Genomic DNA, 26,118 nt, shown 5'->3' with positions numbered 1-26,118 from the left:
GTCAGGTATTTCCTTGTCGGTAGCGCATTCCATTGCGCAGGAGGAGCCAGAGGACGCTCAGCGCGGTGAACCACGCGATCGCCACGGCAGCCTCCCACCTCGGCTGCAAATTGGAGCAGACATTGAACACTGTAATACTGAACAGGCCCAAAGCAAAGTACATCCCTGTCACCTGGGGGTGACTGGCTCCTGCCTGCACCGCGCGCTGGTAGACGTGCTGGGTGTGGGGTTCCATCCAGCGTTGTCCTGAAATGATGCGCGCCAGCAGTGTGAAGCCCGCGTCCACGAGGAACGGCGAAACCGGGACCAGCAGCAGGATCCAGTTGATATCGGTACGCACGCTGGCGAGTGCCAGCACCGCTGCGACCGCATACCCCAGCGCTCCACTACCGACATCGCCCATGAAGATCCGGGCCCGAGGGAAGTTGAACGGCAGGAATCCAAGGCAGGCCAGGCCCAGGGCCACGGCAGCCAGCGAGTACGGCCACGGCAGCACCGGCGCCAGCCCCAGCATCGCCACGACGGCCTGGCTGGCGGCAATGCCGTTGATGCCGTCCATGAAATTCCAGATGTTGATCAGTGAGGCGGTGAACAGCAGCACCAGCGCCGCCAACAGCCAGCTGCCGCCATTCACCTTCACCAGGCCGGCCAGCAGCGTCGCGGCGATGAAATGCACCAGCAGGCGACGCATCGCTGGCAGGGGCTTGTGGTCGTCCCACCAGCCGATACCGGCCACCAGCACCAGCCCAAGGCTGGCCACCAGTACTGTCGGCGTGCTCTCGGGCCAGGCCCAGATGGCCACGGCTGCAGTCACCAGCAGGCTGATGACGATGGCGATGCCGCCACCGCGCGGTGTAGCGACGCTATGGCTGCGGCGTTCGCCGGGCTGGTCCATCAACTGCTGGCGCAGCGCATAGCCGCGTGCCGCCCAGGTCAGCACCGCACTCAGCAGGGCGAGCGACAGCAGCGCGCCCATCACAAGCCAGGGCATGGATCAGAGCACCGCGTAGTTCAGCAGCGGCTTGACCGTCCCCCACTCCTTGCAGCTCGGACACTGCCAGTGGTGGGTACGCGCCCCGAAACCGCAGCGGGTGCAGCGATAGGCCGGGTTGCGCACCAGCAACTGGTCAGTGATGTGCTTGAGGTCATGCAGGGTGGCTGTGGAATCGGCGCCCTCGGCCAGGGTGAGGTCGATCAGCGCGGACTCGCCACGCACCGACGGGCGATCCTTCAGCTGGCGGCCGAGGTAGGCACGCGCCGGGGCCACGCCTTCCTGCTCTTCCATCAACCGGGTCAGCGCCAGCACCGGGGCAATGCCACGGTAATGCTCTGTCATCTCCGACAGGAACGCGCGCGCACCTGCCAGATCGCCCACCTTGCGATAGTTCTGCATCAACGCCGGCAGCAGTTCCGGCAGGTATTCGGGGTCGTTGCGCGCGGCGCGCTCGAAGGCGCGCACGGCGGCCTCAGGATTGCCCGCGTCGGTTTCCAACCGGCCCTCGATGATGCCGGCGCGCACCGACATCGCATCGGCCTGGTAGGCGCGGGCGATCGCTGCCCTCGCCTCTTCCAGCTTGCCGGCGCCACGGAATCGCTCGGCCAGTTCGCACTCGAACTGCCCGATCAGCTTGCCCATCGGCTCGCCGGTGACATCCTCGAACCGGGTGGCGTTGTCGATGGCCTTTTCCCAGTCGCGCTCGGCCTGGTAGATGCCGATCAGGTGCTTGAGCGCCTGCGGTGCGCGCTGATCCAGCTGGGCCAGCTCGGTGAACACGGTCTCGGCACGATCCAGCAGGCCGGACTTCATGTAGTCCTCGCCCAGGGCCAGCAGGGCCTGCACGCGCTGTGCGTCACTCAGGTCATGGCGATTGACCAGGCCCTGGTGCAGGCGGATGGCGCGGTCGACTTCGCCACGACGGCGGAACAGATGGCCCAGCGCGACCTGGGTCTCGAAGGTTTCCTTGTCCAGCTCGGCGATGTGCAGGAACAGCTCGATGGCCTTGTCCGGCTGCTCGTTGAGCAGGTAGTTCAGGCCACGGAAATAGGTGCTCGACAGGCGGCTGACCTGGCTGTCACCGTGGCGTTGGCCACCACGCCGCCCGATCACCCACCCGGCCAGTGCGGCCAGCGGTACGAACAGGAAGAACCAGAACCACTCGGTGACGAAATCCATCTTCGATCAACGTCCATCAAAAGATTGGGGGGAAGCAACCGTGGCCGGCGAAGCGGCAGCGGACTTGTTGGCGCGACGCAGCTGGCCGTAGAGCGGAATGACCACGCTCACCAGCACCAGCCCGGCACCGACCACGACACCGACCAGCAGCGCGGCAATCAGGGCCACGCCCACCGAAGTGTGCAGTTGGGTAAACAGCAGGTTGATCGACATTGCGGTCATGTTGACCGCACCGATGATCAATCCAAGGATCAGCACCGCCAGCAGGACCAGCAGACGAAAAACCTTCATGCGACAGCTCCAGTGGCAGGAGTCCGTAGCTTATCCGACTCGCGGCTGGATTCGCACGCGGTGGCGCGACGGCAGGCTCAGGCCGGATCGGCGTCCAGCGGCAGCACACTGCTGACCCGCTCGCGCAGTTCCTTGCCCGGCTTGAAATGGGGGACATGCTTGCCCGGCAGGGCAACCGATTCGCCGGTCTTCGGGTTGCGACCCAGGCGCGGCGGACGATAGTGCAGCGAGAAGCTGCCAAATCCACGGATTTCGATGCGATCCCCGGCGGACAGCGATCCGCCCATCATTTCCAGCAACGACTTCACCGCCAGATCGACATCATCGGCCTTCAGGTGCGCCTGGCGGCGCGCAAGGATTTCGATCAGTTCGGATTTGGTCATTACCGGCTCACATCAGGGGCATCTCAGCCTGAAACGGCCCGGGCAATGCCCGGGCCGTCCAGGAAACAACGAACAGCCTAAGGCCGATTACTCGGACTTGTTGCCGTTCAGCTGTGCACGCAGCAGCGCGCCCAGCTGGGTGGTGCCGCTGGAAGCCGAAGAGGACTGGTATTCCTCCAGCACTTCGCGCATTTCAGCGTCGTCCTTGGCCTTGATCGACAGCTGCAGGGTACGGCCCTTGCGGTCCATGCCCACGAACTTGGCTTCGACCTTGTCGCCGACCTTCAGGTGCTGGGTGGCGTCGTCAACGCGCTCGTTGGCGATGTCGCGGGCCGAGACGTAACCTTCGATGCCGTCAGCCAGCTCGATGATCGCGCCCTTGGCGTCGACTTCCTTCACCACGCCTTCGACCTTGGAACCCTTCGGATTGGCAGCCATGTACTGGCCGAACGGATCCTGCTCCAGCTGCTTCACGCCCAGGGAGATGCGCTCGCGCTCCGGATCGACGGCCAGGACGACGGCGTCCAGGGTATCGCCCTTCTTGAAGTTGCGAACGACGTCTTCGCCGGTGGTGTTCCAGCTGATGTCGGACAGGTGGACCAGGCCGTCGATGCCGCCGTCCAGGCCGATGAAGATGCCGAAGTCGGTGATCGACTTGATCTGGCCCGACACCTTGTCACCCTTCTTGTGGGTGGCAGCGAAGGTTTCCCACGGATTGGCGGCAACCTGCTTCATGCCCAGCGAGATGCGGCGACGCTCTTCATCGACGTCCAGCACCATCACTTCGACTTCATCACCCACCTGGACAACCTTGGACGGGTTGACGTTCTTGTTGGTCCAATCCATCTCGGAGACGTGCACCAGGCCTTCGACGCCCGGCTCGATCTCAACGAACGCACCGTAATCGGTGACGTTGGAGACCTTGCCGAAGACGCGGCTGTTGGCCGGGTAACGACGGCCGATGTTGTCCCACGGATCCTCGCCCAGCTGCTTCAGGCCCAGCGAAACGCGGTTGCGCTCGCGGTCGAACTTCAGCACGCGGACGTCCAGCTCGTCGCCGACGTTCACGACTTCCGACGGGTGACGCACGCGCTTCCACGCCATGTCGGTGATGTGCAGCAGGCCGTCGATACCGCCCAGGTCCACGAACGCGCCGTAATCGGTCAGGTTCTTGACGACACCCTTCAGGATCGCGCCTTCCTGCAGCTTGTCCATCAGCTGCTCGCGCTCTTCCGAGTGCTCGCTTTCGACGACAGCGCGGCGCGAGACCACGACGTTGTTACGCTTTCGGTCCAGCTTGATGAGCTTGAACTCGAGTTCCTTGCCTTCCAGGTAGGCCGGATCGCGCACCGGGCGCACATCGACCAGGGAACCCGGCAGGAAGGCGCGGACATCCTTGATGTCCACGGTGAAACCACCCTTGACCTTGCCGCTGATGCGGCCGGTGATGGTTTCGTTCTTTTCCAACGCTTCTTCCAGCTCGTCCCACACCATCGCGCGCTTGGCCTTCTCGCGCGACAGGACGGTTTCGCCGAAGCCGTTCTCGATCGAGTCGAGGGCGACCTTGACGATATCGCCTTCGGCGACGTCGATTTCGCCAGCGTCGTTACGGAACTGTTCGATCGGCACGATGCCTTCGGACTTCAGGCCAGCGTTGATCACCACGACGTCGCCGCGGACTTCAACAACGGTACCGCTGACGATGGCGCCCGGCTTCAGCTTGGCCAGGTTGGCCTGGCTGGCTTCAAACAGTTCGGCAAATGATTCGGTCATTAGATTTACTCTGTTGGACACATGGGTCGGTGGCGTCCCCTTCAGGGGAATGGCGACCGCCCGCCTGTTGGTCGACCCCGGAAACGCAGGTCGTGTGTAGTAGGAAAACCGCCACGCATCATTGCGCGACGGAGCGGGTACAGCACTGCTATGCGCGACCACCGCCGATGCTGCTGGCAGTGCTCCCGCGCGAACGGATCAGGCAGCCGGAACCGGAAGCAGATCCATCACTCGGGCAACGACATCATCGATGCCGATGCCTGTGGTGTCGATGAGGACAGCATCGTCTGCCGGCTTCAGGGGCGCCACGGTACGCTGAGCATCACGGGCGTCGCGGGCCATGATCTCGCGCAGGAGGTCATCAAAGTTAACAGAAACCCCCTTGTCTTTCAACTGCTTATGCCGGCGCTCTGCGCGCTCCTCGGCACTGGCGGTCAGGAAGACCTTGTAGGGGGCGTCCGGAAAGATCACCGTGCCCATGTCGCGGCCGTCGGCGACCAGGCCCGGCAGCTCCCTGAATGCGCGCTGGCGCTCCTTCAGGGCGGCCCGGACCTCCGGGATGGCGGCAATGGCCGAGGCCAGCGCCCCGGTGGTCTCCAGGCGCAGCTCGTCGGTGGCATCGGTGCCGTTGACCATGACCCGCATCGCATCGCCCTGCTCGACAAACTGAACGTGGGTGTCAAAGGTGCAGCGCACCAGCGCGGAGGCGTCGGAGGTGTCGATGTCGGCCCAGCTTGCGGCCACGCCCACCGCCCGGTACAGCACGCCCGAATCCAGGTAATGCCAGCCCATCCTGCGCGCGATGATGCGGCTGATGGTACCCTTGCCGGCCCCGGATGGGCCGTCGATGGTCAGGACGGGAGCGAGTGGATTCATGGGGGTCCCAGAGCGTGTGAAGAGGCCATTCTAGCCCCTGCCAGACCCCCCCAGCGGGATCTTTTGTGCAACCACTTGAAACCATGAGGAAAAGCCCGGTAGAATGGCGGGCTTGAACGAGCGTCAACTGCCGATTGTCTTTCGCATATCGCGGCCACGCTCCACCCGAACAACTACTGTTTACGCCGAGGTATGCCATGAAAGTCCTGTCCTCCCTGAAGTCGGCGAAGGCCCGTCACCGTGACTGCAAGGTCGTGCGTCGTCGTGGCAAGATCTTCGTCATCTGCAAGTCGAACCCGCGTTTCAAGGCGCGTCAGCGCTAAGCCTCACAGCCGTCCGGCTGCGGCTGGCCCTACGCGGGGCCGACCCGATGCAAGAAACCGCCTTCGGGCGGTTTTTTGTTTATGCGGCTTTTTCCTGCCGTTTTTGCTGTAATCGCCTTTCTTGACCACTGGGGAGTAGATCGAGATGAAGCGTTACCTGTCCGCCCTGGCCGTGATGGCCACCCTGGCCGCCGCCACACCGGCACTGGCCGATACCCTGCTTGTCGACCGTGCCCGCGAGAAGCCGGCCGGTGCGCTGCCCGTGCGCGGCCAGAGCATGCAGCAGGTGCAGGCGCAGTTCGGCGCGCCCAGCGAACAACTGCAGCCGCGTGGCGGGCAGAAGCGGCAATGGCCGACCATCAACCGCTGGGTGTACCCGCAGTTCACCGTCTACTTCGAGAAGCAGAAGGTGATCGACGTGGTGGCCAACCAGGCGGACCCGAACGAAATCGGCCCGAAACCACCGATCCGTTGATCCCTTTACCCGCCCTGGGCGGGCCTGTGTAGCGAGACCATGAACCAGACCCTTCGTTTTCCTGCCGAGTGGGAAGCCCAGAGCGGCGTCCTGATTGCCTGGCCTACCGCCGACACCGACTGGGCCGACCGCCTGGGCCAGGTGGAAGAGACCTACATCGCCCTGGTCGCGGCCATCACCCGCTTCCAGCCGGTGCTGATCTGCGTGGCCGACGACGATGTGGAGACCTATGCCGAAATGCGGCTGCGCTCCAACCGCATCGACATGGACAAGGTCCGCTTCACCACGGCCGCCTACGACGATACCTGGCTGCGCGACTCCGGCCCGATCACCCTGCGCCGCGCAGACGGCGGTTTCCAGCTGCTGGACTTCCGCTTCACTGGCTGGGGCGGCAAGTTCGACGCCACCCTGGATGACCAGCTGGTGGGTGTGCTCGACCAGGCTGGCGTGTTCAACGACGCCCCGGTACGCAGCATTCCGTTCGCGTTGGAAGGCGGTGGCATCGAGACCGACGGCGAAGGCACCCTGCTGACCACCTGGAAGTGCCTGCACGAACGCCACCCGGACCGCGACCGCGCCAGCCTGAGCGCCGACCTGGCCGACTGGCTGCAGCAGGACCGCGTGCTGTGGCTGGACCACGGCTACCTGGAAGGCGACGACACCGACGCCCACATCGATACCCTCGCCCGCTTCGCCTCCGCTGACAGCATCGTCTATCAGGCCTGCGACGACGAGAGCGATTCGCACTACGCCGAGCTGCAGGCGATGGGCAACGAGCTGGCCGCGCTGCGCACCAAGGACGGCCAGCCGTATCGCCTGTTCCCGCTGCCGTGGGCGCGGCCGGTGATCGACGAAGGCCGCCGTCTTGCTGCGTCGTACGCCAACTACCTGATCGTCAACGGCGCGGTGCTGATGCCGGCCTATGGCGACCCGGCCGACGACCTGGCCCGTGATGTGCTGGCCCAGGCGCATCCGGGTCGCGAGATCGTGCAGGTGCCTTGCCGCTCGCTGATCTGGCAGAACGGCAGCCTGCACTGCATCACCATGCAGCTGCCGGCCGGGTTGTTGAAGGTCTGAGAAAAGGGAGTGCCGGCCGCTGGCCGGCAACCAGGCAATGCCTGACGGATTGATGGGGATGCCGGCCAGCGGCCGGCACTACCATCACCCATTCAGCGCGCAACACGCCGTCGCCGCCCATCCGCGCTAACATGCAGGTTTTCCCCCGCAGGAACGCCCGCATGAACTCGCGCAGCCCCCTTACCGTCGCCCTGATCCAGGAGCGCAACCACGGTGATGCCGCCGCCAACCTGGCGGTGATCGAAGCACGCGTGGCCGAGGCGGCTGCGCAGGGTGCCAAGCTGGTGCTGCTGCAGGAACTGCACAACGGCCCGTATTTCTGCCAGCACGAATCGGTGGACGAATTCGACCTGGCCGAATCCATTCCGGGCCCGAGCACCGAGCGCCTGGGCGCACTGGCGAAGAAGCATGGCGTGGTGCTGGTCGGCTCGCTGTTCGAGCGCCGCGCTGCCGGCCTGTACCACAACACCGCCGTGGTGTTCGAGAAGGACGGCAGCCTGCTCGGCAAGTACCGCAAGATGCACATCCCGGACGACCCGGGCTTCTACGAGAAGTTCTACTTCACCCCGGGCGACATCGGCTTCAAGCCGATCGATACGTCGGTGGGTCGCCTTGGCGTGCTGGTGTGCTGGGACCAGTGGTACCCGGAAGCGGCGCGCCTGATGGCGCTGGCCGGCGCCGAGCTGCTGCTGTACCCGACCGCGATCGGCTGGGACCCGGACGACGTGCAGGACGAGAAGGCCCGCCAGCGCGACGCCTGGGTGCTGAGCCACCGTGGCCACGCCGTGGCCAACGGCCTGCCGGTGCTGAGCTGCAACCGCGTCGGCCACGAGGCGTCGCCGCTGGGCGCGTCGGGCATCCAGTTCTGGGGCAACAGCCACGTGCTCGGCCCGCAGGGCGAGTTCCTGGCCGAGGCCGGCACCGAGGCCACCGTGCTGCTGTGCGACGTCGACCTGCAGCGCAGCGAGCATGTGCGCCGCATCTGGCCGTTCCTGCGTGATCGCCGCATCGATGCATACGGCGACCTGCTCAAGCGCTACATCGACTGAGCCGGAGCCCGCGCATGGCCGTCCTCATCCGTGATGCCGGCCCGGCCGACATCGACGCGATCACCGCCATCTACGCGGTGGAAGTGACCGATTTCGTCAACACCTACGAGTACGACATCCCGGACGCGACCGAGATGCTGCGCCGCATGCGCGACATCATTGATCGTGGCTTCCCCTACCTGGTCGCCGAGATCGACGGCCAGGTGGCTGGCTATGCCTATGCCAACACCTATCGCACCCGCATTGCCTACCAGTGGACCGTGGAGAACTCGGTCTACGTCGATGCCGCGTTCCAGGGCAAGGGTGTCGGCACCGGCCTGCTGCAGGCCTTGATCGACGCCTGCGTGGCACGTGGCTACCGGCAGATGGTGGCGGTGATCGGCGAACCGACCAACACCGCCTCGATCAAGCTGCACGAACGCTTCGGCTTCGAGCTGGTGGGCGTGTTCCGTGGCCTCGGCCGCAAGCATGGCCGCTGGCTGGACACCGTACAGATGCAGCGCGCGCTCGGCGATGGCGCCGACACCGCACCCTCCAATGAATGAACCCATGACCGAAACCCTTCCCGAGACCGGCGACGACCTGTTCGCCGGCCAGCCGGTGCGCGTCGTCGAACGCGACGGCGTGCGCTACACCCTGCTGGGCACCGCCCACGTCTCCCGCGCCAGCGTCGAGGCCGTTGAAAAAGCCATCGACAGCGGCCGCTTCGATGCCGTTGCCGTCGAGCTGGACCCGCAGCGCCTGCAGGCGCTGAGCGACCCTGACACGCTCGCCAAGCTCGACCTGGTCGAGGTGATCCGCAAGGGCCGCGTCGCCCTGTTCGCCGCCAACCTCGCTCTGTCCGCCTATCAGCGCCGCCTGGCCGAGCAACTCGACATCGAGCCCGGCGCCGAGCTGAAACGTGCGGTGGAACTCGCCCGCGAACGCAACCTGCCGGTGCACCTGATCGACCGCGAGGTCGGCCTGACCTTCCGCCGCGCGTCGCAACGGCTGGGCTTCTTCGGCAAGCTGAAGCTGGTTGCCGGCCTCGGCGCCGGCCTGTTCTCGTCCGAGGAAGTGGGCGAGAACGAGATCGAGAAGCTCAAACAGGGCGACATGCTGGAATCGAGCTTCGGTGAGTTCGCCAGCGAGAGCCCGGCGCTGTACGAAACCATCATCGGCGAGCGCGACCGCTACATGGCCACCCGCCTGCGCGAAGAACACGACCCGCACCAGCGCGAAGTGCTGGCAGTGGTCGGAGCCGGCCACCTGGCGGGTCTGGCACGCCACCTGGAAACCGACACCGAGGCACCGGCGCCGCTGCGCGCCGAGCTGGAGGCGGTGCCGAAGAAGCGCAACATCCCGTGGTTCACGCTGGGCATCCTGGCGATCGTGGCGACCGGCATCGGCGTAGGCTTCTACCGCGGCGGCCTGGGCGTAGGCACCGAGCTGCTGGCAACCTGGGCGATGTATACCGGCGGCCTGGCCGGCCTGGGCTGCCTGCTGGCCGGTGGTCACCCGCTGAGCATCCTCACCGCGATCGCGGTAGCCCCGTTCAAGCCGTTCCGCCTGAGCATCCCGACCGGCGCCTTCTCGGCACTGGTGGAAGCGCGTGTGCGCAAGCCAGCCTACGAGGACTTCCTGAAGCTGCGCGACGACGCGCAGAGCCTGAAGGGCTGGTACCGCAATCGCGTTACCCGCGTGGTGCTGACCTTCATGCTGACCAACATCGGCAGCATGCTTGGCCTGTGGCTGACCACGTTCAAGGTGTGGGGCAAGGTGGCGGGGTAAGCCTCAACCGGCCACAGAATCTGTAGCGCCCGAGCCCATGCCCGGGCGATGCCGCAACGCGGCGAACAGCAGCCGAGCATGGCTATGCCGGCCGTCCTGGCCGACACCCTCCGGGCCGTCGCAAGCGACGTTGGCAGCGGCTCCTGCCGCTGCCTTCGGCTCTACAGAGGCAAGCAGACTCGGCGAGCAAAAAAAGGGGGAGGCCGCCCCACTACGACCGGCCTCCCCCACACCACAACACGTTGACGTGCATTACAGCCGGGCAGCGCCCGGCTCTACCATCTCCACTCCACGCGCGCGACGGATCAGCCGCGTCACGGCATTGCGCAGGTCATCGAGCACCGCGTAGATCGTCGGCAGGAACAGCAGGCTGACCACGGTCGAGAACGCCAGGCCGCCGGCAATCGCGCGCGCCATCGGCGAGTACTCCGGGCCATTGCCGAACATCTGCGTGTCGGTCAGCGAGATCGGCACCATCGCCAGGATCGCCGTGCCCATGGTCATCATGATCGGGCGCAGGCGTTCGCGTGAGCCTTCCACCAGCGCCTGGGTACGGCCCATGCCGCTGCGCCGCAGGTTGTTGATGTGCTCGATCATCACGATGCCGTTGTTCACCACCACGCCCATCAGCACCAGGATGCCAATGAAGGACATGATCCCGAACGAGGTGCCAGTGATCCAGAACAGCCAGAACACGCCGAAGATCGAGAACAGCACGCCGCTCATGATCGCCGCCGGGAACAGCAGCGACTCGAATACCGCCGCCATCACCACGTAGATCATCACCAGCGCGATCAGCAGGTTGAACACCATCTGCTGCATGGCTTCATCATCGTTGCCGTAGTCGCCGCCATCGAAGGTGAAGCCGTAGCCGGCCGGGAAGTTCATCGGCTTGAGCACGGCCTCTATCGCCTTGCGCCCGTCCGGTGCGGTGACCTTCCCGGCCAAGTTGGCCTTGATGGTCAATGTCGTCTGACGATTGGTACGGCCGATCTGGGTGGCCGACGAACCAACGTCCACGGTGACCAGGCTCAGCAGCGGCACGCTGCGGCCATCGCCGGTACGCACGCTGAAACCGGCCAGGTCTTCCGGGCTGCTCTGCTCGGCGCCGGCAAAGCGCACCCACACCGGCACTTCATTGTCACCGCGACGGAACTCGCGCATCGGTGCGCCGCGCAGCGCCAGGCCGACGAAGCTGGCCACCTGTTCGGCGTTGAAACCGAACGCTGCGGCACGCTCACGGTCGACGCGTACCTTCAGCTCGCCGCCCTTCTCGCCGTTGTCGATGCGCACGTCCCGCAGTTCGGCACGCTGCGCCAGCAACGGCACCACTTCCTGACCGATCTCCTGCAGCATCGAGCTGGAATCGCCCACCAGCTGCACCTGCACGCCCTGGTTGCCGCCACCCCCGCCATCGCCGCCCTGGTTGCCGACGAAATAGTCGGTGCGGGCGGACTTCGGCAGGCCCTTGCGCAACTCTTCCTGCAGCGCCTTGATGTCCTTGGCGTACTTCTCGTCCAGGGTGACCACCGTGGAGCTGCCTTCCTGCTCGCTGTACCAGGAGTACACCTGCTTCACGTGCAGGCGCTCGCGGTTCTGGTCGATCCAGCTCTCCACGCGCGCCACTTCCTCGGACATCTGCCGGTAGGTGTAGGCGCCCTTCCACATGTAGCCGATGAAGATGTCCTTGCCGCCCTCGCCACCGAACATGTCGACCTTGGTCAGCTTCATCGGCACCAGGCTGACCAGCACCACCAGCAGGATGCCGAGCAGGCTCCAACCGCGGTGATGCAGTGACCAGTCCAGCAGCTGTGCATAGCGCCGTTGCAGGCGCGCGATCAGGCCGGTCTGCGAGTGCACCAGCTTGGGTGTGGCCATGCGTGCGGACAGCATCGGAATCAGGCTGACCGCGACCAGCCACGAGGCCAGCAGCGAGACCGAGATGGTGATCGCGATCTGCGCCATGAAGATGCTGATGTTGTTGGTCTCGCCGAACAGGTTCGGCACGAACACGATGCAGTGGCACAGCGTACCGGCGCTGAGCGCGATGGCCACGTTGCGGGTGCCGATGATCGAGGCCAGCCGTGGCTGCCCCGGCATGCGCTCGCGCTCCTGGTAGATGCTCTCCACCACCACCACGGCGTTGTCGACCAGCATGCCCACGGCCAGCAGCAGGCCCATCATGGTCAGGATGTTCAGCGTCACCCCGACGAAGTACATGAAGCCCAGGGTGATGGTGAAGCAGATCGGAATGGCCAGGGTCACCATCAGCGTCGACGGCCAATGGCGCAGGAAGAAGAACAGCACCGTCACCGACAGGATCAGGCCGACCGCACCGGCTTCGGCCAGCTCCAGCAGCGACGAGGTCACCGCCTTTCCCTGGTTGTCGATCACCTTGATCTGCACGTCGCGCATCGACGGCTGCGCGCGGATCGCCTCGACTTCGGCCAGCGCCGCACGCGAGACGTCCACCAGGTTGGCACTGCGCTCCTTGAAGATGTCCAGGCCCACCGCCGGGTTGCCGTCCAGGCGGCGCCCGTAGTTCATCCGCGCCGGCTTCAGGCGCACGTCGGCGATATCGCCCAGGCGCAGGCCCTTGGCGTTGATCACCAGGTCGCGCATCTCCTGCAGGTCGGTGATCTCGCCCACCGGCTGCACGCGCACGCGCTGGCCGTTGTCGTCGATCTGACCGGCCGAGATCGAGAAGTTCAGCGTGCGCAGGCGCTCGCTCAGCTCGTTGATGCTCAACCCATGCGCGTTGAGCCGGTTCGGATCGATGGCGATCTCCACCTCGTTCGGCGGTGCACCGGTGATGTCGACGCGGGCCACACCGGGAATACGCTCGATGCGCCGCTTGAACTCACGGTCGAGCATGTCATAGGCAGTGGTCAGGTCGGTGGTGCTGGCCAGCCGCACCTTCAGTACCGGCTGGTCACTGCTGGACCACTTGAACACGTTGTAGCGCTGCAGGTCGTCGGGCAGGTCGCTGCGGATCGCATCGATACGCTCGCGCGCGTCGGACGCGGCAATGGCGATGTCGCGGTCCCAGTCGCTGAACTCGATGTAGATCAGCGCCGCCTCGGAGGTGGCCGATGAGCGCATGCGTTTGATGCCGGTCATCGTCGCCAGCGACTCCTCGACCGGGCGGATGATGGTCCGCTCCACTTCCTCGGGCGTCGAACCGGTGTACGGGATCTGCACGAACAGGAACGGCGCGGAGATGTCCGGCAGCGCCTCCAACGGCAGCCGGAACGAAGCGATCAGGCCGATCACCACCAGCGACACGAAGCACATGATGGTAGTGACCGGGCGGCGGATGGAGAACTCGGCAACGCTCATGCCGGCTCCTCCACACCCGCCGCGCTGCCTGCTGCGCCCGGCTCGATCTCGCCGGCGTGCTTGCGGCCGCGCTCACGGTAGTAGGCGTCGCCGCGACGATCCATCAGGTCGTACACCACCGGGATCACCAGCAGCGTCAGCAGCGTCGACACCAGCAGGCCACCGATCACGGTGATCGCCATCGGTGCACGCACTTCGGCGCCCTCGCCCATCGCCACCGCCAGCGGCAGGAAGCCGAACAGCGTGCACAGCGTGGTCATGATGATCGGGCGCAGGCGCGAGCGCGCACCTTCCACCAGCGCCTCATGCTTGGCCACGCCGGCTTCGCGCAGCTGGTTGACCTTGTCGATCAGGATGATCGCGTTCTTGGTGACCAGGCCGACCAGCAGGATCAGGCCGATGAACACCACCACCGAGATGGGCTTGCCGGTCAGCATCAGCGCCAGGATCGCGCCGACCAGCGCCAGCGGGATGGTGAACAGGATCACGAACGGGTGCAGCAGCGACTCGAACTGCGAGGCCATCACCAGGTAGACCAGGAAGATCGCCAGTCCAAAGGCGAAGATCAGCGACTTCGCCGCCTGCGCCAGCTCCTCGCCCTGGCCACCGATGTGCAGGCCAACGCCCGCGCCCAGCGGCTGCTCGGCCACCATCTGCTGCACTTCGCGCATGGCGGCGCCAAGGTCGATGTCGCGCAGGTTGGCCGATACCACCGCCACCCGGGTCTGGTCGGCACGATGGATCTCGCTGGGGCCGGTGGTGGCGACCACGTCGGCCACCGCGTCCAGGGTGACCGGGCGGGTGCTGCCCGGATTGACGATCAGACGGCGGATGCTCTCGACGCTGGCGCGGTCACCTTCCTGGGCACGCACCAGCACGTCGATCTTGCGATCTCGGAAGCTGTAGCGGGTGGCGACGTCGCCGCGCACCTTCTTCACCACCACGTCGGCGATCTGGCGGGTGGTCAGGCCCAGCGCACCCGCGCGCTCCTGGTCGAAGCGGATCTGGATTTCCGGGAAGCCCTCTTCCACCGTCGATTTCACGTCGGCGTAGTGCGCATTGCCGCGCAGCATCGCCGCCAAGCGCTGGCCGGCCACTTCCAGGGTCGCCATGTCCTGCCCGCGCAGTTCGATTTCCAACGGCGTGGAGAAGCTGAACAACGCCGGCCTCGCGAAGTCGACCTGGGCGCCCGGGTGCTGGCTCATGGTGCCGCGCAGGCGTTCGGTGATTGCCGCTTCAGTGCGCGCGTTGCCACCGCCTTCCATCACCACAGTCAGCTTGCCGATGTTCTCGCCGCTTTCGGTCGGACTGGCATCCAGCCGGGTGCCGCTGCCACTGACGCCATACAGCGAGGCCACGCCCTCCCCCTTGCCGTGCGCCAGCTGCAGCTCGCGCACCAGCGCATCGGTCTGCTTCAGCGGCGTGCCGGCCGGCAGCTTCACCGTCATTTCGAACCGGTCCTGCGCCAGCTGCGGAATCAGGTCCGCGCCAAGCATCGGTACCAGCGCCATGGTCGCCACGAAGATGATGGCTGCCACGCCCAGCACCTTGCCGGGATGCGCCAGCGCACTCGGCAGCAGGCGCAGGTAGCCTCGCTCGGCGCCTGCATAGGGCTTCATCGCCAGGTCGCTGGCCTTGCGCATCACCGGGCCGACCACTGCCACCACGCCACGCCACACGCGCACGACAAGCCACGCCAGCGCATAGAAGCTCCAGCGCACGCTGGCAACCACGCCACGGCGGCCCAGCGCGACCGGCTTCTGCCAGCGCTTCTGCGGCTGCCACGCTTCGTTCGGCGCCTCTTCCGGGAACGCCAGCGGTGGCCGCCCCTTCAGCGAGCTCAGCATCGGGATCAGGGTCATCGACACCAGCAGCGAGATCGCGATGGCGATCGCCACGGTCAGCGCCTGGTCGCGGAACAGCTGTCCGGCAATCCCGTCGACGAACACCAGCGGCAGGAACACGGCGATGGTGGTCAGGGTTGAGGCAACCACCGCCATGCTCACTTCGCGGGTACCGGCAATGGCCGCCTGCAGGATGCCCAGGCCACGCTCGCGGGCCTTGGCGATGCTCTCCAGCACCACGATCGAGTCATCCACCACCAGGCCGGTGGCCAAGGCCAGGCCGCCCAGCGACATCACGTTCAGGCTCAGGCCGAGCTGGCCCATGAAGAAGAACGTGGCGATGATCGATACAGGCAACGACAGGCTGATCACGAACGTGCTCCAGCCATCGCGCAGGAACAGGAAGATGATCAGGATTGCCAGCAGGCCACCGATCACCGCGTCCTTCTTGACGTCGGCGATGGCGTGCTCGATGAAGCGCGACTGGTCCTCGATGGTGGTCAGCTCGACATCGGACGGGAACGTGCCCTTGATCTGCTCCAGGCGCTTGCGCAGCGCTTCGGCGGTGGACACGGTGTTGGCGTCGCCTTCCTTGTAGATGGCCAGCTCGACCGATTCCTTGCCGCCCAGGCGGATGATCGCTTCACGCTCCTTGTAGCCCTGCCGCACCGTGGCCACGTCCTTCAGGCGTACCGGCACGCCATTGGCGACCACACTGGAGCCACCACCGGACGATGCGCTCTGTGCCGCCGACGCGGCGGCGATGGCTGCAGCCGAACCAGTCGACGCGGCGATGTTGAACATCTGCTGCAACGCCGAGTCGGCTGCGCTGCCATTGGCGGCCTGGGTGGTCACCAGCAGGTTGCGGATTTCCTCGAGGTCGGCGAACTGGTTGACGGTACGCACCAGGAAGCGCTGGGAGCCCTCCTCCAGGCGGCCGCCGGAGATGTTGATGTTCTCGTCCTTGAGACGCTTGATGACGGTGTCGATCGGCAGGTTCAGCTGCGCCAGCTTCTGCTGGTCGATGTCGACCTGGATCTCGTCTTCCAGGCCACCGCCCACCTTCACTGCTGCCACGCCGGTGACCGGCTCCAGCTTCTTCTTCAGGTCTTCATCGGCATAGCGGCGCAGGCCGGTCAGCTCGCGGACCGCATCGGCATCGCTGGTCGGCGCCGTCTTGTTCGACAGCACCAAGCGCATGATCGGCTCGGTGGACGGATTGAAGCGCAGCAGCACCGGAGCCTTGGCCTCCAGCGGCAGGTTCAGCGCTTCCATCTTGTCACGCACCTCCAGGCTGGCCTGGTCCATGTTGGTGCCCCAGGCGAACTCCAGCACCACATCGCTCTGGCCGGTGCGCGAGACCGACTTCAGCTTGCGCAGGTTCTTGACCACGCCCACCGCTTCTTCAACCGGCTGGGTGATCAGGGTTTCGATTTCGGTCGGCGCCGCACCGGTGTATTCGGTACGCACGGTCAGCGTCGGGTAGCTCAGGTCGGGCAGCAGGTTGACCTTGAGGTTGCCGAGCGCGATCAGGCCGAACAGCAGCAGCGTGACCGTGCACATGGCGATGGTCACACGGCGACGCGTGGCGAATTCCACCAGGCCGCCGCGCATGCCGGCGGCGGCGCCGTCGCTCGCCGGCGAGGCACCGTGGTCGTGGCCCGGAGCAGTCATTGCTTGCTCCCGGCCTTGTCTGCGGGCTTGGCGGCCGCCGCGACCGCCTTCGCCTTCGGATCGGCGATCACCTGCACCGTGGTGCCGTCGCGCAGGGCGACCTTGCCGGCGGTGACCACCTGATCACCGGCCGCCAGGCCATCACGGATCTCCACCCACGGGCCCTCGGCGTAACCCAGCTTGACCGGAATGCGTGCGACCTTGCCTTCGCGCACGCGGAACACCGCAGGTTCACCGTCATCGAGCAACGCCAGGCGCGGCACCACCAGCGCATCGGCACGCTGGTCGTAATCGATGCGGATGCGGCCGAACATGCCGGGCTGCAGCGCGTGGGCGGCGCCATCGAAGGCACTGACCACGCGAAACGTGCCGCTGCCCGAGTCCACCACCGGCGCGATGCGGTCAACGGTGCCTGTGAAGCTCTGGCCCGGCAGTGCGTCGGCCGCCAGCGTCACCGGCTGGCCGGCACGCAGGGTGGCCAGCTCACGTTCGGGTACGTTGAGCGTGGCCTCCAGCCGCGAGTTGTCAACGATGCGGAAGATCGGTGTATTGATCTGCACGAAGTTGCCGGTCTTGATCGAGCGTGAGGCGATCACACCCGAGATCGGTGCCACGACCGTGGTGTAGGACAGCTCCAGCGTGGCCAGGCGGTACTGCGCACGGACGTTCTCCAGGTCGTAGCGCAGCTGGTCGACATCGGCAGCGCTGACCATCTGCTGGCCGACCAGCTTCTGTGCGCGCTGGTAGTTGTTTTCCAGCTTTCGCATCTGCGCTTCGCTCTGCGCCACGGCCAGGCGCGCGCGGTCCGGGTCCAGCCGCACCAGCGGCTGGCCGGCGGTGACCCGCTGCCCTTCCTCGACCAGCACCGCCAAGGCCACGCCGGAGGTTTTGGCGACCACCTGCGACTCTGCACGTGGCTCCAGCGCCGCGGTGCCGGTGTAGCTGGCTGCGACCGCACGATGGCTGGCCACCGCCACTTCGACCGGGACTGCGTCGACCTTCTTCTCCTCCTTGGTCTCGGCAGCCTTGGCTTCGGAATTGGGCCCTGCGGCGCAACCGCCCAGCAGCAGGGAGGTGGAGATCAGCAGTGCGGCAGCGCAGATTCCGCTGCGACGGCCGGACAGGAAGGTTGGGTGCGACATCGTCAGGTCCCTGGAGGATGCGTGGACAGGTGTGGTAGCAAAGTAATGCACCACTTCACGGCAACACCATATCCCAAAGGTCATGGTGTCTTCACGCCGCTGGTCGGCCCGCCCCCATTTCAGCTAGATGAAACCTGAGGCTATACTCGGGTCGTTCCGTACCCCACGCCGGAACGACCAGACCCGAATCCCCGGAAACGACACCATGCGCCCGCAGCCGCTCGCCGCTTGTCTCGCTCTGGCCGTCCTCCTGCCCCTTGGGGCCGCCGCACAGCCCGCTCCCGCTCCTGCCACACCCACCCCAGCGCCTGCCGCCGCGCCGGCGCCTGCCACGCCCACCGGCAACTTCGACAATGGCCGTGTCCTGGCCTACACCTGCCAGGGGTGCCACGGCATCACCGGCTACAAGAACGCCTACCCCAGCTACCGGGTGCCGAAGATCGGCGGCCAGACCCAGCAGTACCTGGCCCAGGCCCTGACCGAGTACCGCCAGGGCAAGCGCCGGCATCCGACGATGCAGGCGCAGTCGATGAGTTTCAGCGAACAGGAGATCGCCGATCTCTCTGTTTACCTGTCCACCGTCAAGTAAGGCCCGCCCATGTCGAAAGCCGCGCATCCGATGCGTCACGCCATCGCCCTGTCCGTCGCCCTGCTGCTGGCGGCCTGTTCGCAGTCGCAGGTGGAAAACAGCGAGAAATCCGCCGCCGACCCGGGCCATGCCAGCGGCGAACACGGTTCTTCGTCCTCCGCTGGCCTGCCGGCAGGCCGCGAGGCCGCCGGTGAAGCCCGCGCCAAGGTGAAGGGCAAGGCCACCAACCAGAGTTGCATCGACTGCCACGGGGCCGATGGCAATGCGCCGATCGATCCGACCTATCCGAAGCTGGGTGGGCAGTACGGCGACTATCTGGCGCATGCGCTGCAGGCCTACCGCGCCGGCGACCGCCAGCATGCGCTGATGACGCCGCAGGCGAAGGACCTGAGCGATCAGGACATCGCCGATCTGGCCGCGTATTTCGGCAGCCGGCCGAGCCAGTTGCGGGATCTGCACGGGGTCAAATGACCGACGCCCCCCGGTGGGGGCGGACCCTGGTCCGCACGGACCGTTGATTGGTGGGTGCGGACCGTTGGTCCGCACAGATCCGCATATCCACGCATGGCGTGGATCTACCAGGCATCGGCGTCGGTAGGTGCGGACCGCTGGTCCGCACGAACCCGGCGAACTCAGCCTTCCAGCTCTTCCCAGCGCGCGTACGCGGCATCCAGCTCGGCCTGCACCTTGGCCAGCTGCTGGGTGTGCGCGGTCACTTCCGCACTGCTGCGGGTATAGAACGCCGGGTCGTTCATCGCCGAGGTCAACCCTTCGACGTCGCCTTCCAGCTTCTCGATGGTCTTCGGCAGCTGCTCCAGCTCGCGTGCTTCCTTGTAGGCCAGCTTGCGCTTGGGGGCAGCCGGGGGTGCAGCGGCCGGCGCGGCAGGTGCTGCGGCTGCCGGCTTGGCTGCGGGGACCGAGGCAGGCGCCGCGATGCTGGCCGCATAACGCTGCCAGTCGCTGTAGCCACCGACGTACTCGCCGATCACGCCGTCGCCTTCCATCACCAGCGTGGAGGTCACCACGTTGTCGATGAAGTCACGGTCATGGCTGACCAGCAGCAGGGTGCCGGTGTACTCGCCCAGCAGCTCTTCCAGCAGCTCCAGGGTTTCCACGTCCAGGTCGTTGGTCGGTTCGTCCATCACCAGCAGGTTGGACGGCTGCGCGAACAGCTTGGCCAGCAGCAGGCGGTTGCGCTCGCCACCGGACAGGCGGGTGATCGGCGCACGTGCGCGTTCCGGGGTGAACATGAAGTCCTGCAGGTAGGCATGCACGTGCTTGCGCTTGCCGTTGAACTCGAGGAAATCGCGGCCTTCGGCCACGTTCTCGATCGCGCTCCAGTCTTCGCGCAGCACCGCGCGGTACTGGTCGAAATAGGCGATCTGCAGGTTGGTGCCGGCGTTGACTTCGCCCTTGGCCGGCTGCAGCTCGCCCAGCAGCAACTTCAGCAGCGTCGTCTTGCCGCTGCCGTTGGGGCCGATCAGGCCGATGCGGTCGCCGCGCATGATGGTGGTGGTGAAGTCGCGGACCATGGTGCGCTCACCGAAGGCGAACGAAATATCCTTGACGTCGATGACCTTCTTGCCAGAGCTGATGCCCTGTGCGGCTTCCATCTTGACGTTGCCGCTGAGATCACGGCGCTGCGAACGCTCCACGCGCATCGCCTTCAGGCGGCGCACGCGGCCCTCATCGCGGGTGCGGCGCGCCTTGATGCCTTGGCGGATCCAGACTTCTTCCTGCGCCAGCAGCTTGTCGAAGCGCGCGTTTTCCTGCGCCTGCGCGTTGAGGCGTTCCTCCCGGCGACGCTCGTAGTTGGCCCAGTCGCCCGGCCAGCTGGTGACCTGGCCACGGTCGATCTCGACGATGCGGGTGGCCAGTGCACGCAGGAAGCGGCGGTCATGGGTAACGAACACCACGCTGCCGCTCCAACCCTTCAGGAACGCTTCGAGCCAGTCGATGGCTTCGATATCGAGGTGGTTGGTCGGTTCGTCCAGCAGCAGCACGTCGGGGCTGGACACCAGCGCGCGGGCGAGCAGCACGCGGCGCTTCATGCCGCCGGACAGGCGGCCGAACTCGGCCTCGCCGTCCAGGTCGAGCTTGGTCAGGGTTTCGCTGACGCGCTGATCGAGGCCCCAGCCGTTGGCGGCGTCGATCTTGGCCTGCACGTTGCCCAGTGCTTCGCCATCAAATACTTCGGCGTGGCTCAGGTGATGGAATTCGGCCAGCCACTGGCCCAGTTCACCGAGGCCATCGGCGACGACGTCGAACACCGAGCCGGCGGCGCCATGTGGCACTTCCTGCTCCAGGCGGGTGACGCGCACGCCCTGCTGTACGCGGACTTCCCCGTCATCGGGCTTGTGATCGCCGGACAGCAGCTTGAGCAGGGTGGATTTGCCGGCGCCGTTGCGGCCGATCAGGGCGATGCGTTCGCCCGGCTCGATCGACAGTTCGGCCTTCTCCAGCAACAACGGGCCGCCGACGCTGAAGTCGACGTTCTGCAGAGTAATCAGAGGCATCCGGATATTGTACGGGTTGGGGGCGTCGGCCGGGTTGCACCCGGCACCCGCGGTAGTGCCGGCCGCTGGCCGGCAACCTCAACGGCAACGTCAAAAGCTGGTTTCCTGTGGGATGCCGGGGCGGTGCGGGTCTGCAGGACACGCCGTAAACCCCTCCTTGGGGGCTCGATGGCGCCATCCATGGCGCCAACGGTCCTGCAGACCCACACCGCCCCGCCTCTGACAGTTTCCCGCGATCTGTCGGAACGGCATTCTGCGCGGGTGGGTGTCGACCTTGGTCGACACGGCAGATCCAGGCCACGCGTGGATGAGCGCTGCAAGGCCTGTCGATCTGTCGGGGTCGGATCCCGTTGCTGCGCAACGGGCTCTGACTCCTTCGTGGAATTCGTGCAGTGCAAGACCGATCCCTGCTACTCCACCTCCCCCAGCAACGCCTGCAACCCCGGCAGCCATTGCTTGCCCGGGTGGCGCACCAGCCACAGGGTGCGCTGAAGGGCGGGCAGCGGCGTCTCGAGCACGCGCAGGCGGCCCAGCGCCAGCGGCTCTTCCAGCGCGTGACGCGAAAGGCAGGCCAATCCGAGGCCGGCGATCGCAGCCTGCTTGATCGCTTCGGTATTGCCCAGCTGCAGGGTCTGGGCGAAGCCGCGCAGGTGCGGCAACAGCGCCTGTTCCACTGCCTCGCGGGTGCCGGAGCCGGGTTCGCGCAGCAGCCAGCGGGCGCGGCGCAGTTCGTCCAACGACCAGCGCGGGGGGGCGTCGGCGGCGCCGACGATCACCAGCGGATCCTGCTGCCATGCCGTGACCTGCAAACCGCGCTCATGGCACGGGCCTTCGATCAGGCCGGCGTCGACGTCCAGGCGCTGCACAGCGGCGACTACGCCAGCACTGTTGTCGATGCGCAGGTCGACTTCGGCCTGCGGCGCCTGCCGCAGCAGCTCAGCGATGCGCTGCGGCAGCAGGTAGTTGCCGATGGTGGTACTGGCGGCCAGTACCAACCGCAGCGGTGCCCCTTGCGACGGGTCTCCGCCGGCGGCCAGCTGCCGCTCCAGATCAGCGGCATTGACCAGCAGGGTGCGCGCCGGCTCCAGCAGTGCGCGGCCGTGCCCGTTCAGCGCCAGGCGACGGCCGATGCGGTCGAACAGCGGCGTACCGAAGTGCGCCTCCAGTTCCTGCAGGGCGGCGCTGCTGGCCGACTGCGAGAGCGCGATGGCCTGGCCGGCGGCGGTGGTGCTGCCGTGGTCGGCGATGGCGACGAAGACTTGCAGCTGGCGCAAGGTCAGGCGCATGGCATTTACCCGCTTGATAGGTAGGTTTCACCCATATTATTCGTTTTACAGGTCAGGGACGAAGGCACACGCTTGCCCCGTCACTACAGCCCTACCCCTGCCATGAACGCCCCCGCTCTCTCCTCCTGGTCCCTGCCCGCCCTGCGCCAACGCTGGCAGCCGCGCCTGCCCGGCCTTCTGCTGGTGGGCCTGATCGCGGCGGCATCGCTGTACCTGGCCGAGCTTCCCTGGTTGCAGGCGCATGGCCTGAGTGCACTGACCGTCGCCATCGTGGCCGGCATCGTGGTCGGCAACACCCTGTACCCGCGGCTGGCACCGAGCAGCGCGGCCGGTGTCGGCTTCTCCAAGCACTGGCTGCTGCGCGCCGGCATCGTGCTGTACGGCCTGCGCCTGACCTTCCAGGACATCGGCCATGTCGGCGTCAGCGGCGTGCTGATGGACGTGCTGGTGGTCGCCAGCACCTTCGGCCTGGCCTGCTGGCTGGGCGTACGTGTGTTCAAGATGGAACGCGAGGCGGCAATGCTGATCGGCGCCGGGAGCGCGATCTGCGGTGCGGCAGCGGTGATGGCCGCCGAACCGGTGGTGCGTGGCCGCGCTGCGCAGGTCACTGTCGCGGTTTCTACCGTCGTGGTGTTCGGCACGCTGGCGATGTTCCTGTACCCGGCGCTGTATGCGCTGGTGCAGTCGCACGGCTGGCTGGCGATGGACGCGCGGCAGTACGGCCTGTTCACTGGTGCGACGGTGCACGAAGTGGCGCAGGTGGTGGCCGCCGGCCGCACGGTCAGCGAAGCCGCCGCCGATACTGCGGTGATCACCAAGATGGTGCGGGTGATGCTGCTGGCGCCGTTCCTGGTCGTGTTGTCGTTGTGGCTGGCGCGTGGCGGCAAGGCCGGCGCCGACGGCAGCAAGGCGCGCATCGTAGTGCCGTGGTTCGCGTTCGGTTTCGTGGCAGTGGCCGGTTTCAATTCGCTGCACCTGCTGCCGGCCAGCCTGCAGGCCGGGCTGGTGCAGTTGGATACCGTGCTGCTGGCGATGGCGATGGCCGCGCTGGGCCTGACCACCCATGTCTCGGCGCTGCGCCAGGCCGGCCTGAAGCCACTGCTGCTGGCGCTGATCCTGTTCGCCTGGCTGCTGTTCGGTGGCCTGGCGATCCACCAGGGTGTGTTGGCGGTGCTGGGCTGAGCAGGGCGTGCCGACCAACGGTCGGCACCCACCCGTAGATCCACGCCATGCGTGGATGGCGGCCCAGGACGGGCGCTGCCGCGCAGGCAGGTACAATGCGCCATGACTGACTTCTCGACCCTGCCGCTGAGCCCGGCCCTGCAGCCCGGCCTGGACGCCCTCGGCTACACCACCCTCACCCCCGTGCAGGCGCAGAGCCTGCCGGCCATCCTCGATGGCCACGATGTGATCGCACAGGCGCCGACCGGCAGCGGCAAGACCGCCGCCTTCGGGCTGGGCCTGCTGCAGGCCGTCGACCCCAGCCTGATCCGCGTGCAGGCGCTGGTCCTGTGCCCGACCCGCGAACTCGCCGACCAGGTCGGCAAGCAGATCCGCAAGCTGGCCACCGGCATTCCCAACCTGAAGCTGTTGCTGCTGGTAGGCGGCGTGCCGCTGGGCCCGCAGCTGGCCTCGCTGGAAGGCCACGACCCGCACGTGGTGGTGGGTACGCCCGGCCGCGTGCAGGAGCTGGCACGCAAGCGCGCGCTGAACCTGGGCGCGGTGCGCACGCTGGTGCTGGACGAGGCCGACCGCATGCTCGACATGGGCTTCGAGGAGCCGATCCGCGAGATCGCCGGCCGCACCAACAGGGATCGCCAGAGCCTGCTGTTCTCCGCCACCTTCCCCGACAGCATCCGCGCCATGGCGCGTGACCTGCTGCGCGACGCGGTGGAGGTGACCGTGGAAGGTGCCGACCAGGCACCGGCCATCCGCCACCTGTTCTGCGAGGTGGAACCGGTGCATCGCCAGAAGGCGCTGGCCGGCCTGCTGCTGAAGTACGCGCCGGAATCGGCGGTGGTGTTCTGCAACACCCGCAAGGACGTGGACGAAGTGGCCAACTCGCTGCAGCAGTTCGGCTTCTCCGCACTCGCCCTGCACGGCGACATGGAGCAGCGCGACCGTGAGGAAGTGCTGTTGCGGCTGGCCAACCGCAGCTGCAACGTGCTGGTCGCCAGCGACGTCGCCGCGCGCGGACTGGACGTGGAAGAGCTGGCGGCGGTGATCAACTACGAACTGCCGACCGACGTGGAGAGCTACCAGCATCGCGTGGGCCGTACCGGTCGTGCCGGTGCCAGCGGCCTGGCGATCAGCCTGGTGGCTGGCCGCGAAAAGACCCGCGCCGAAGCCATCGAAGCGCAGCTGGGGCAACCGCTGGACTGGCAGAAGACGCCACTGGCGACCTCGCGCCCGGCCGAGTTGCCGCAGGCGGTGATGCGCACCCTGCGGATTGACGGCGGCAAGACCGACAAGCTGCGCCCGGGCGACATCCTCGGCGCACTGACCGGCGATGCCGGCCTGTCGAGCAAGTTCATCGGCAAGATCGCGATCTTCCCGACCCGCTCCTACGTGGCGATCGCGCGTGAACAGGCCAACAAGGCCGTCGCCAGGCTGGAAGCCGGCAAGATCAAGGGCCGTCGCTTCCGCGTGCGGATGATGTGATTGAAGCCGGGTTGCCAACCACGGTTGGCAACGACCGGCTCCCGGCTCTTCGCTCTGGTAGATGCCAACCTTGGTTGGCATTCACCCTTCGATCAGAACACCAGTTCGGTGTGCAGTGGCAAGCCCGCCTCCCAGCGGGCCCGGCCGCCCAGGCCATCGAGCTCGACCAGCACACCGGCGCCGACCACTTCAACACCCAGGCGGCGCACCAGCGACAACGCAGCGACCAGCGTGCCGCCGGTGGCCAGCACGTCATCGATGATCGCGACGCGGGCACCGGACGGCAACGCGTCGGCGTGCACTTCGATGCAGTCGCTGCGGTACTCCAGCGTGTATTCCTCGCGCAGCACCTGGCCCGGCAGCTTGCCCGGCTTGCGCACCGGCACGAAGCCCACGCCCAGCTCCAGTGCCATCGCGGCGCCGAGGATGAAACCACGCGATTCGATGCCGACCACCGCGTCCAGCTTCTGGTCGCGCCAACGGTCGGCCATCGCGGTGATCGCGCCACGGAAGTCCTCGCCGTGGGCGAGCAGCGGCATGATGTCCTTGAACAGGATACCGGGCTTGGGGAAGTCGGCGATGTCGCGCAGGCGGGAGGCCCACTGCGGAACGACAATGGCGTCGGTCATGTCACATTGGCTATCTGATGGCGGCATAGGGTACCTGTTCCGGGCGCCGGCTGCCTGTTGGGGGTGTCGGCAGGGCTGCGCCCTGCACCTGCGGTAGTGCCGGCCGCTGGCCGGCAACCTCAACGGCAACAGCAACAGCGTGCATTCTGTCGAAGGCGGGGTGGGTCCGGTTGCGGGGGCCGCTGCAAGTCCCCCTCCGGGGCCCGGCCCAGCCGCTGGCGGCTGGGCCGGTTTGGGGGTTTACGGCG

General features: G+C 66.6%; 22 protein-coding genes. 10 read left to right on the top strand and 12 right to left on the bottom strand.

Annotated features, from left to right (window positions below; genetic code table 11):
* Position 1 precedes the first annotated feature (1 nt).
* From ACS0OT_RS08470 to cmk, 6 genes are all read right to left on the bottom strand, one after another.
* The gene (locus ACS0OT_RS08470; protein ID WP_164093589.1) at positions 2-991 is read right to left on the bottom strand and encodes an MraY family glycosyltransferase; all 990 of its coding nucleotides are present in this window, start codon (positions 989-991) and stop codon (positions 2-4) included.
* 3 nt (positions 992-994) lie between these two features.
* Positions 995-2,173 carry a lipopolysaccharide assembly protein LapB gene (gene lapB / locus ACS0OT_RS08465; protein ID WP_005416232.1) on the bottom strand — a complete coding sequence of 393 codons (1,179 nt, stop codon included), beginning with the start codon at positions 2,171-2,173 and terminating at the stop codon, positions 995-997.
* A 6-nt stretch (positions 2,174-2,179) separates the two neighbouring features.
* On the bottom strand, positions 2,180-2,464 hold the full coding sequence (locus ACS0OT_RS08460) for a lipopolysaccharide assembly protein LapA domain-containing protein (protein WP_235645947.1): 285 nt from the start codon (positions 2,462-2,464) through the stop codon (positions 2,180-2,182).
* A 77-nt stretch (positions 2,465-2,541) separates the two neighbouring features.
* Positions 2,542-2,847 carry an integration host factor subunit beta gene (locus ACS0OT_RS08455; protein WP_005409286.1) on the bottom strand — a complete coding sequence of 102 codons (306 nt, stop codon included), beginning with the start codon at positions 2,845-2,847 and terminating at the stop codon, positions 2,542-2,544.
* Positions 2,848-2,934: 87 nt separating this feature from the next.
* Complete coding sequence (rpsA, locus tag ACS0OT_RS08450) at positions 2,935-4,620, bottom strand: 30S ribosomal protein S1 (protein WP_005416230.1); 1,686 nt, start codon at positions 4,618-4,620, stop codon at positions 2,935-2,937.
* A 198-nt stretch (positions 4,621-4,818) separates the two neighbouring features.
* Positions 4,819-5,496: a (d)CMP kinase gene (gene cmk, locus ACS0OT_RS08445; RefSeq protein WP_262219644.1), complete on the bottom strand. Its 678-nt coding sequence runs from the start codon at positions 5,494-5,496 to the stop codon at positions 4,819-4,821.
* Positions 5,497-5,693: 197 nt separating this feature from the next.
* On the opposite strand from cmk, the gene ykgO reads away from it, so the two are divergent.
* The 6 genes from ykgO to ACS0OT_RS08415 all read left to right on the top strand — a co-directional run bounded on the left by ykgO (position 5,694) and on the right by ACS0OT_RS08415 (position 10,190).
* Positions 5,694-5,819, top strand: a complete 126-nt coding sequence (gene ykgO, locus ACS0OT_RS08440) for a type B 50S ribosomal protein L36 (protein WP_005409283.1) — start codon at positions 5,694-5,696, stop codon at positions 5,817-5,819.
* A 175-nt stretch (positions 5,820-5,994) separates the two neighbouring features.
* The gene (locus ACS0OT_RS08435) at positions 5,995-6,294 is read left to right on the top strand and encodes a hypothetical protein (RefSeq protein WP_227837998.1); all 300 of its coding nucleotides are present in this window, start codon (positions 5,995-5,997) and stop codon (positions 6,292-6,294) included.
* Between the two features lie 39 nt (positions 6,295-6,333).
* Positions 6,334-7,371: an agmatine deiminase family protein gene (locus ACS0OT_RS08430; protein ID WP_414604110.1), complete on the top strand. Its 1,038-nt coding sequence runs from the start codon at positions 6,334-6,336 to the stop codon at positions 7,369-7,371.
* Positions 7,372-7,532: 161 nt separating this feature from the next.
* The gene (locus ACS0OT_RS08425) at positions 7,533-8,420 is read left to right on the top strand and encodes a carbon-nitrogen hydrolase (protein WP_442256226.1); all 888 of its coding nucleotides are present in this window, start codon (positions 7,533-7,535) and stop codon (positions 8,418-8,420) included.
* A 14-nt stretch (positions 8,421-8,434) separates the two neighbouring features.
* Entirely contained in the window at positions 8,435-8,965 is a 531-nt protein-coding gene (locus tag ACS0OT_RS08420; protein WP_005416225.1) for a GNAT family N-acetyltransferase, read from the top strand.
* 4 nt (positions 8,966-8,969) lie between these two features.
* Entirely contained in the window at positions 8,970-10,190 is a 1,221-nt protein-coding gene (locus ACS0OT_RS08415; protein ID WP_088496762.1) for a TraB/GumN family protein, read from the top strand.
* Positions 10,191-10,442: 252 nt separating this feature from the next.
* On the opposite strand, the gene ACS0OT_RS08410 is transcribed toward ACS0OT_RS08415, so the two are convergent.
* Genes ACS0OT_RS08410 through ACS0OT_RS08400 form a run of 3 tightly spaced genes read right to left on the bottom strand, consistent with a single transcriptional unit; the run spans position 10,443 to position 18,189 of the window.
* Complete coding sequence (locus ACS0OT_RS08410) at positions 10,443-13,529, bottom strand: efflux RND transporter permease subunit (RefSeq protein WP_065185171.1); 3,087 nt, start codon at positions 13,527-13,529, stop codon at positions 10,443-10,445.
* Entirely contained in the window at positions 13,526-17,047 is a 3,522-nt protein-coding gene (locus ACS0OT_RS08405) for an efflux RND transporter permease subunit (RefSeq protein WP_425604239.1), read from the bottom strand. The genes ACS0OT_RS08410 and ACS0OT_RS08405 overlap by 4 nt, the downstream gene beginning before the upstream one ends.
* On the bottom strand, positions 17,044-18,189 hold the full coding sequence (locus ACS0OT_RS08400) for an efflux RND transporter periplasmic adaptor subunit (RefSeq protein WP_005416220.1): 1,146 nt from the start codon (positions 18,187-18,189) through the stop codon (positions 17,044-17,046). Before ACS0OT_RS08400 ends, ACS0OT_RS08405 begins: the two co-directional genes overlap by 4 nt.
* Before the next feature lie 205 nt (positions 18,190-18,394).
* Here ACS0OT_RS08400 and ACS0OT_RS08395 point away from each other — a divergent pair, with 205 nt between their 5' ends.
* Positions 18,395-18,778 carry a c-type cytochrome gene (locus ACS0OT_RS08395; protein WP_005416219.1) on the top strand — a complete coding sequence of 128 codons (384 nt, stop codon included), beginning with the start codon at positions 18,395-18,397 and terminating at the stop codon, positions 18,776-18,778.
* Positions 18,779-18,787: 9 nt separating this feature from the next.
* Positions 18,788-19,249, top strand: coding sequence for a c-type cytochrome (locus ACS0OT_RS08390; protein ID WP_005416218.1), 462 nt, complete (start codon positions 18,788-18,790; stop codon positions 19,247-19,249).
* 161 nt (positions 19,250-19,410) lie between these two features.
* Here the strand turns inward: ACS0OT_RS08390 and ACS0OT_RS08385 are convergent, their stop codons facing one another.
* Complete coding sequence (locus tag ACS0OT_RS08385) at positions 19,411-21,294, bottom strand: ATP-binding cassette domain-containing protein (protein ID WP_065185173.1); 1,884 nt, start codon at positions 21,292-21,294, stop codon at positions 19,411-19,413.
* 410 nt (positions 21,295-21,704) lie between these two features.
* Positions 21,705-22,580, bottom strand: coding sequence for a LysR substrate-binding domain-containing protein (locus ACS0OT_RS08380; RefSeq protein ID WP_164093415.1), 876 nt, complete (start codon positions 22,578-22,580; stop codon positions 21,705-21,707).
* A gap of 102 nt (positions 22,581-22,682) precedes the next feature.
* Between ACS0OT_RS08380 and ACS0OT_RS08375 the strand changes: the two genes are divergently transcribed.
* Together ACS0OT_RS08375 and dbpA are read left to right on the top strand one after the other, a co-directional pair.
* A complete protein-coding gene (locus ACS0OT_RS08375) occupies positions 22,683-23,762 on the top strand; it encodes a YeiH family protein (RefSeq protein WP_053501305.1) in 1,080 nt (359 codons plus the stop codon).
* A 102-nt stretch (positions 23,763-23,864) separates the two neighbouring features.
* A complete protein-coding gene (dbpA, locus tag ACS0OT_RS08370; RefSeq protein ID WP_442256221.1) occupies positions 23,865-25,241 on the top strand; it encodes an ATP-dependent RNA helicase DbpA in 1,377 nt (458 codons plus the stop codon).
* 92 nt (positions 25,242-25,333) lie between these two features.
* Here dbpA and ACS0OT_RS08365 read toward each other — a convergent pair whose 3' ends face one another.
* Positions 25,334-25,870 carry an adenine phosphoribosyltransferase gene (locus tag ACS0OT_RS08365; protein WP_061477918.1) on the bottom strand — a complete coding sequence of 179 codons (537 nt, stop codon included), beginning with the start codon at positions 25,868-25,870 and terminating at the stop codon, positions 25,334-25,336.
* Positions 25,871-26,118: the final 248 nt, after the last annotated feature.

This window comes from Stenotrophomonas maltophilia group sp. RY12688 (assembly GCF_052149045.1).
Classification (GTDB): Bacteria; Pseudomonadota; Gammaproteobacteria; order Xanthomonadales; family Xanthomonadaceae; genus Stenotrophomonas; species Stenotrophomonas sepilia.
This window is presented reverse-complemented; position numbering and strand designations above follow the sequence as displayed.

Excerpts from the sequence above, each read along its gene's own strand:
- ACS0OT_RS08470 (WP_164093589.1), bottom strand. The coding sequence starts at position 991 with ATGCCCTGGCTTGTGATGGGCGCGCTGCTGTCGCTCGCCCTGCTGAGT.
- lapB (WP_005416232.1), bottom strand. The coding sequence starts at position 2,173 with ATGGATTTCGTCACCGAGTGGTTCTGGTTCTTCCTGTTCGTACCGCTG.
- ACS0OT_RS08460 (WP_235645947.1), bottom strand. The coding sequence starts at position 2,464 with ATGAAGGTTTTTCGTCTGCTGGTCCTGCTGGCGGTGCTGATCCTTGGA.
- ACS0OT_RS08455 (WP_005409286.1), bottom strand. The coding sequence starts at position 2,847 with ATGACCAAATCCGAACTGATCGAAATCCTTGCGCGCCGCCAGGCGCAC.
- rpsA (WP_005416230.1), bottom strand. The coding sequence starts at position 4,620 with ATGACCGAATCATTTGCCGAACTGTTTGAAGCCAGCCAGGCCAACCTG.
- cmk (WP_262219644.1), bottom strand. The coding sequence starts at position 5,496 with ATGAATCCACTCGCTCCCGTCCTGACCATCGACGGCCCATCCGGGGCC.
- ykgO (WP_005409283.1), top strand. The coding sequence starts at position 5,694 with ATGAAAGTCCTGTCCTCCCTGAAGTCGGCGAAGGCCCGTCACCGTGAC.
- ACS0OT_RS08435 (WP_227837998.1), top strand. The coding sequence starts at position 5,995 with ATGGCCACCCTGGCCGCCGCCACACCGGCACTGGCCGATACCCTGCTT.
- ACS0OT_RS08430 (WP_414604110.1), top strand. The coding sequence starts at position 6,334 with ATGAACCAGACCCTTCGTTTTCCTGCCGAGTGGGAAGCCCAGAGCGGC.
- ACS0OT_RS08425 (WP_442256226.1), top strand. The coding sequence starts at position 7,533 with ATGAACTCGCGCAGCCCCCTTACCGTCGCCCTGATCCAGGAGCGCAAC.
- ACS0OT_RS08420 (WP_005416225.1), top strand. The coding sequence starts at position 8,435 with ATGGCCGTCCTCATCCGTGATGCCGGCCCGGCCGACATCGACGCGATC.
- ACS0OT_RS08415 (WP_088496762.1), top strand. The coding sequence starts at position 8,970 with ATGACCGAAACCCTTCCCGAGACCGGCGACGACCTGTTCGCCGGCCAG.
- ACS0OT_RS08410 (WP_065185171.1), bottom strand. The coding sequence starts at position 13,529 with ATGAGCGTTGCCGAGTTCTCCATCCGCCGCCCGGTCACTACCATCATG.
- ACS0OT_RS08405 (WP_425604239.1), bottom strand. The coding sequence starts at position 17,047 with ATGACTGCTCCGGGCCACGACCACGGTGCCTCGCCGGCGAGCGACGGC.
- ACS0OT_RS08400 (WP_005416220.1), bottom strand. The coding sequence starts at position 18,189 with ATGTCGCACCCAACCTTCCTGTCCGGCCGTCGCAGCGGAATCTGCGCT.
- ACS0OT_RS08395 (WP_005416219.1), top strand. The coding sequence starts at position 18,395 with ATGCGCCCGCAGCCGCTCGCCGCTTGTCTCGCTCTGGCCGTCCTCCTG.
- ACS0OT_RS08390 (WP_005416218.1), top strand. The coding sequence starts at position 18,788 with ATGTCGAAAGCCGCGCATCCGATGCGTCACGCCATCGCCCTGTCCGTC.
- ACS0OT_RS08385 (WP_065185173.1), bottom strand. The coding sequence starts at position 21,294 with ATGCCTCTGATTACTCTGCAGAACGTCGACTTCAGCGTCGGCGGCCCG.
- ACS0OT_RS08380 (WP_164093415.1), bottom strand. The coding sequence starts at position 22,580 with ATGCGCCTGACCTTGCGCCAGCTGCAAGTCTTCGTCGCCATCGCCGAC.
- ACS0OT_RS08375 (WP_053501305.1), top strand. The coding sequence starts at position 22,683 with ATGAACGCCCCCGCTCTCTCCTCCTGGTCCCTGCCCGCCCTGCGCCAA.
- dbpA (WP_442256221.1), top strand. The coding sequence starts at position 23,865 with ATGACTGACTTCTCGACCCTGCCGCTGAGCCCGGCCCTGCAGCCCGGC.
- ACS0OT_RS08365 (WP_061477918.1), bottom strand. The coding sequence starts at position 25,870 with ATGACCGACGCCATTGTCGTTCCGCAGTGGGCCTCCCGCCTGCGCGAC.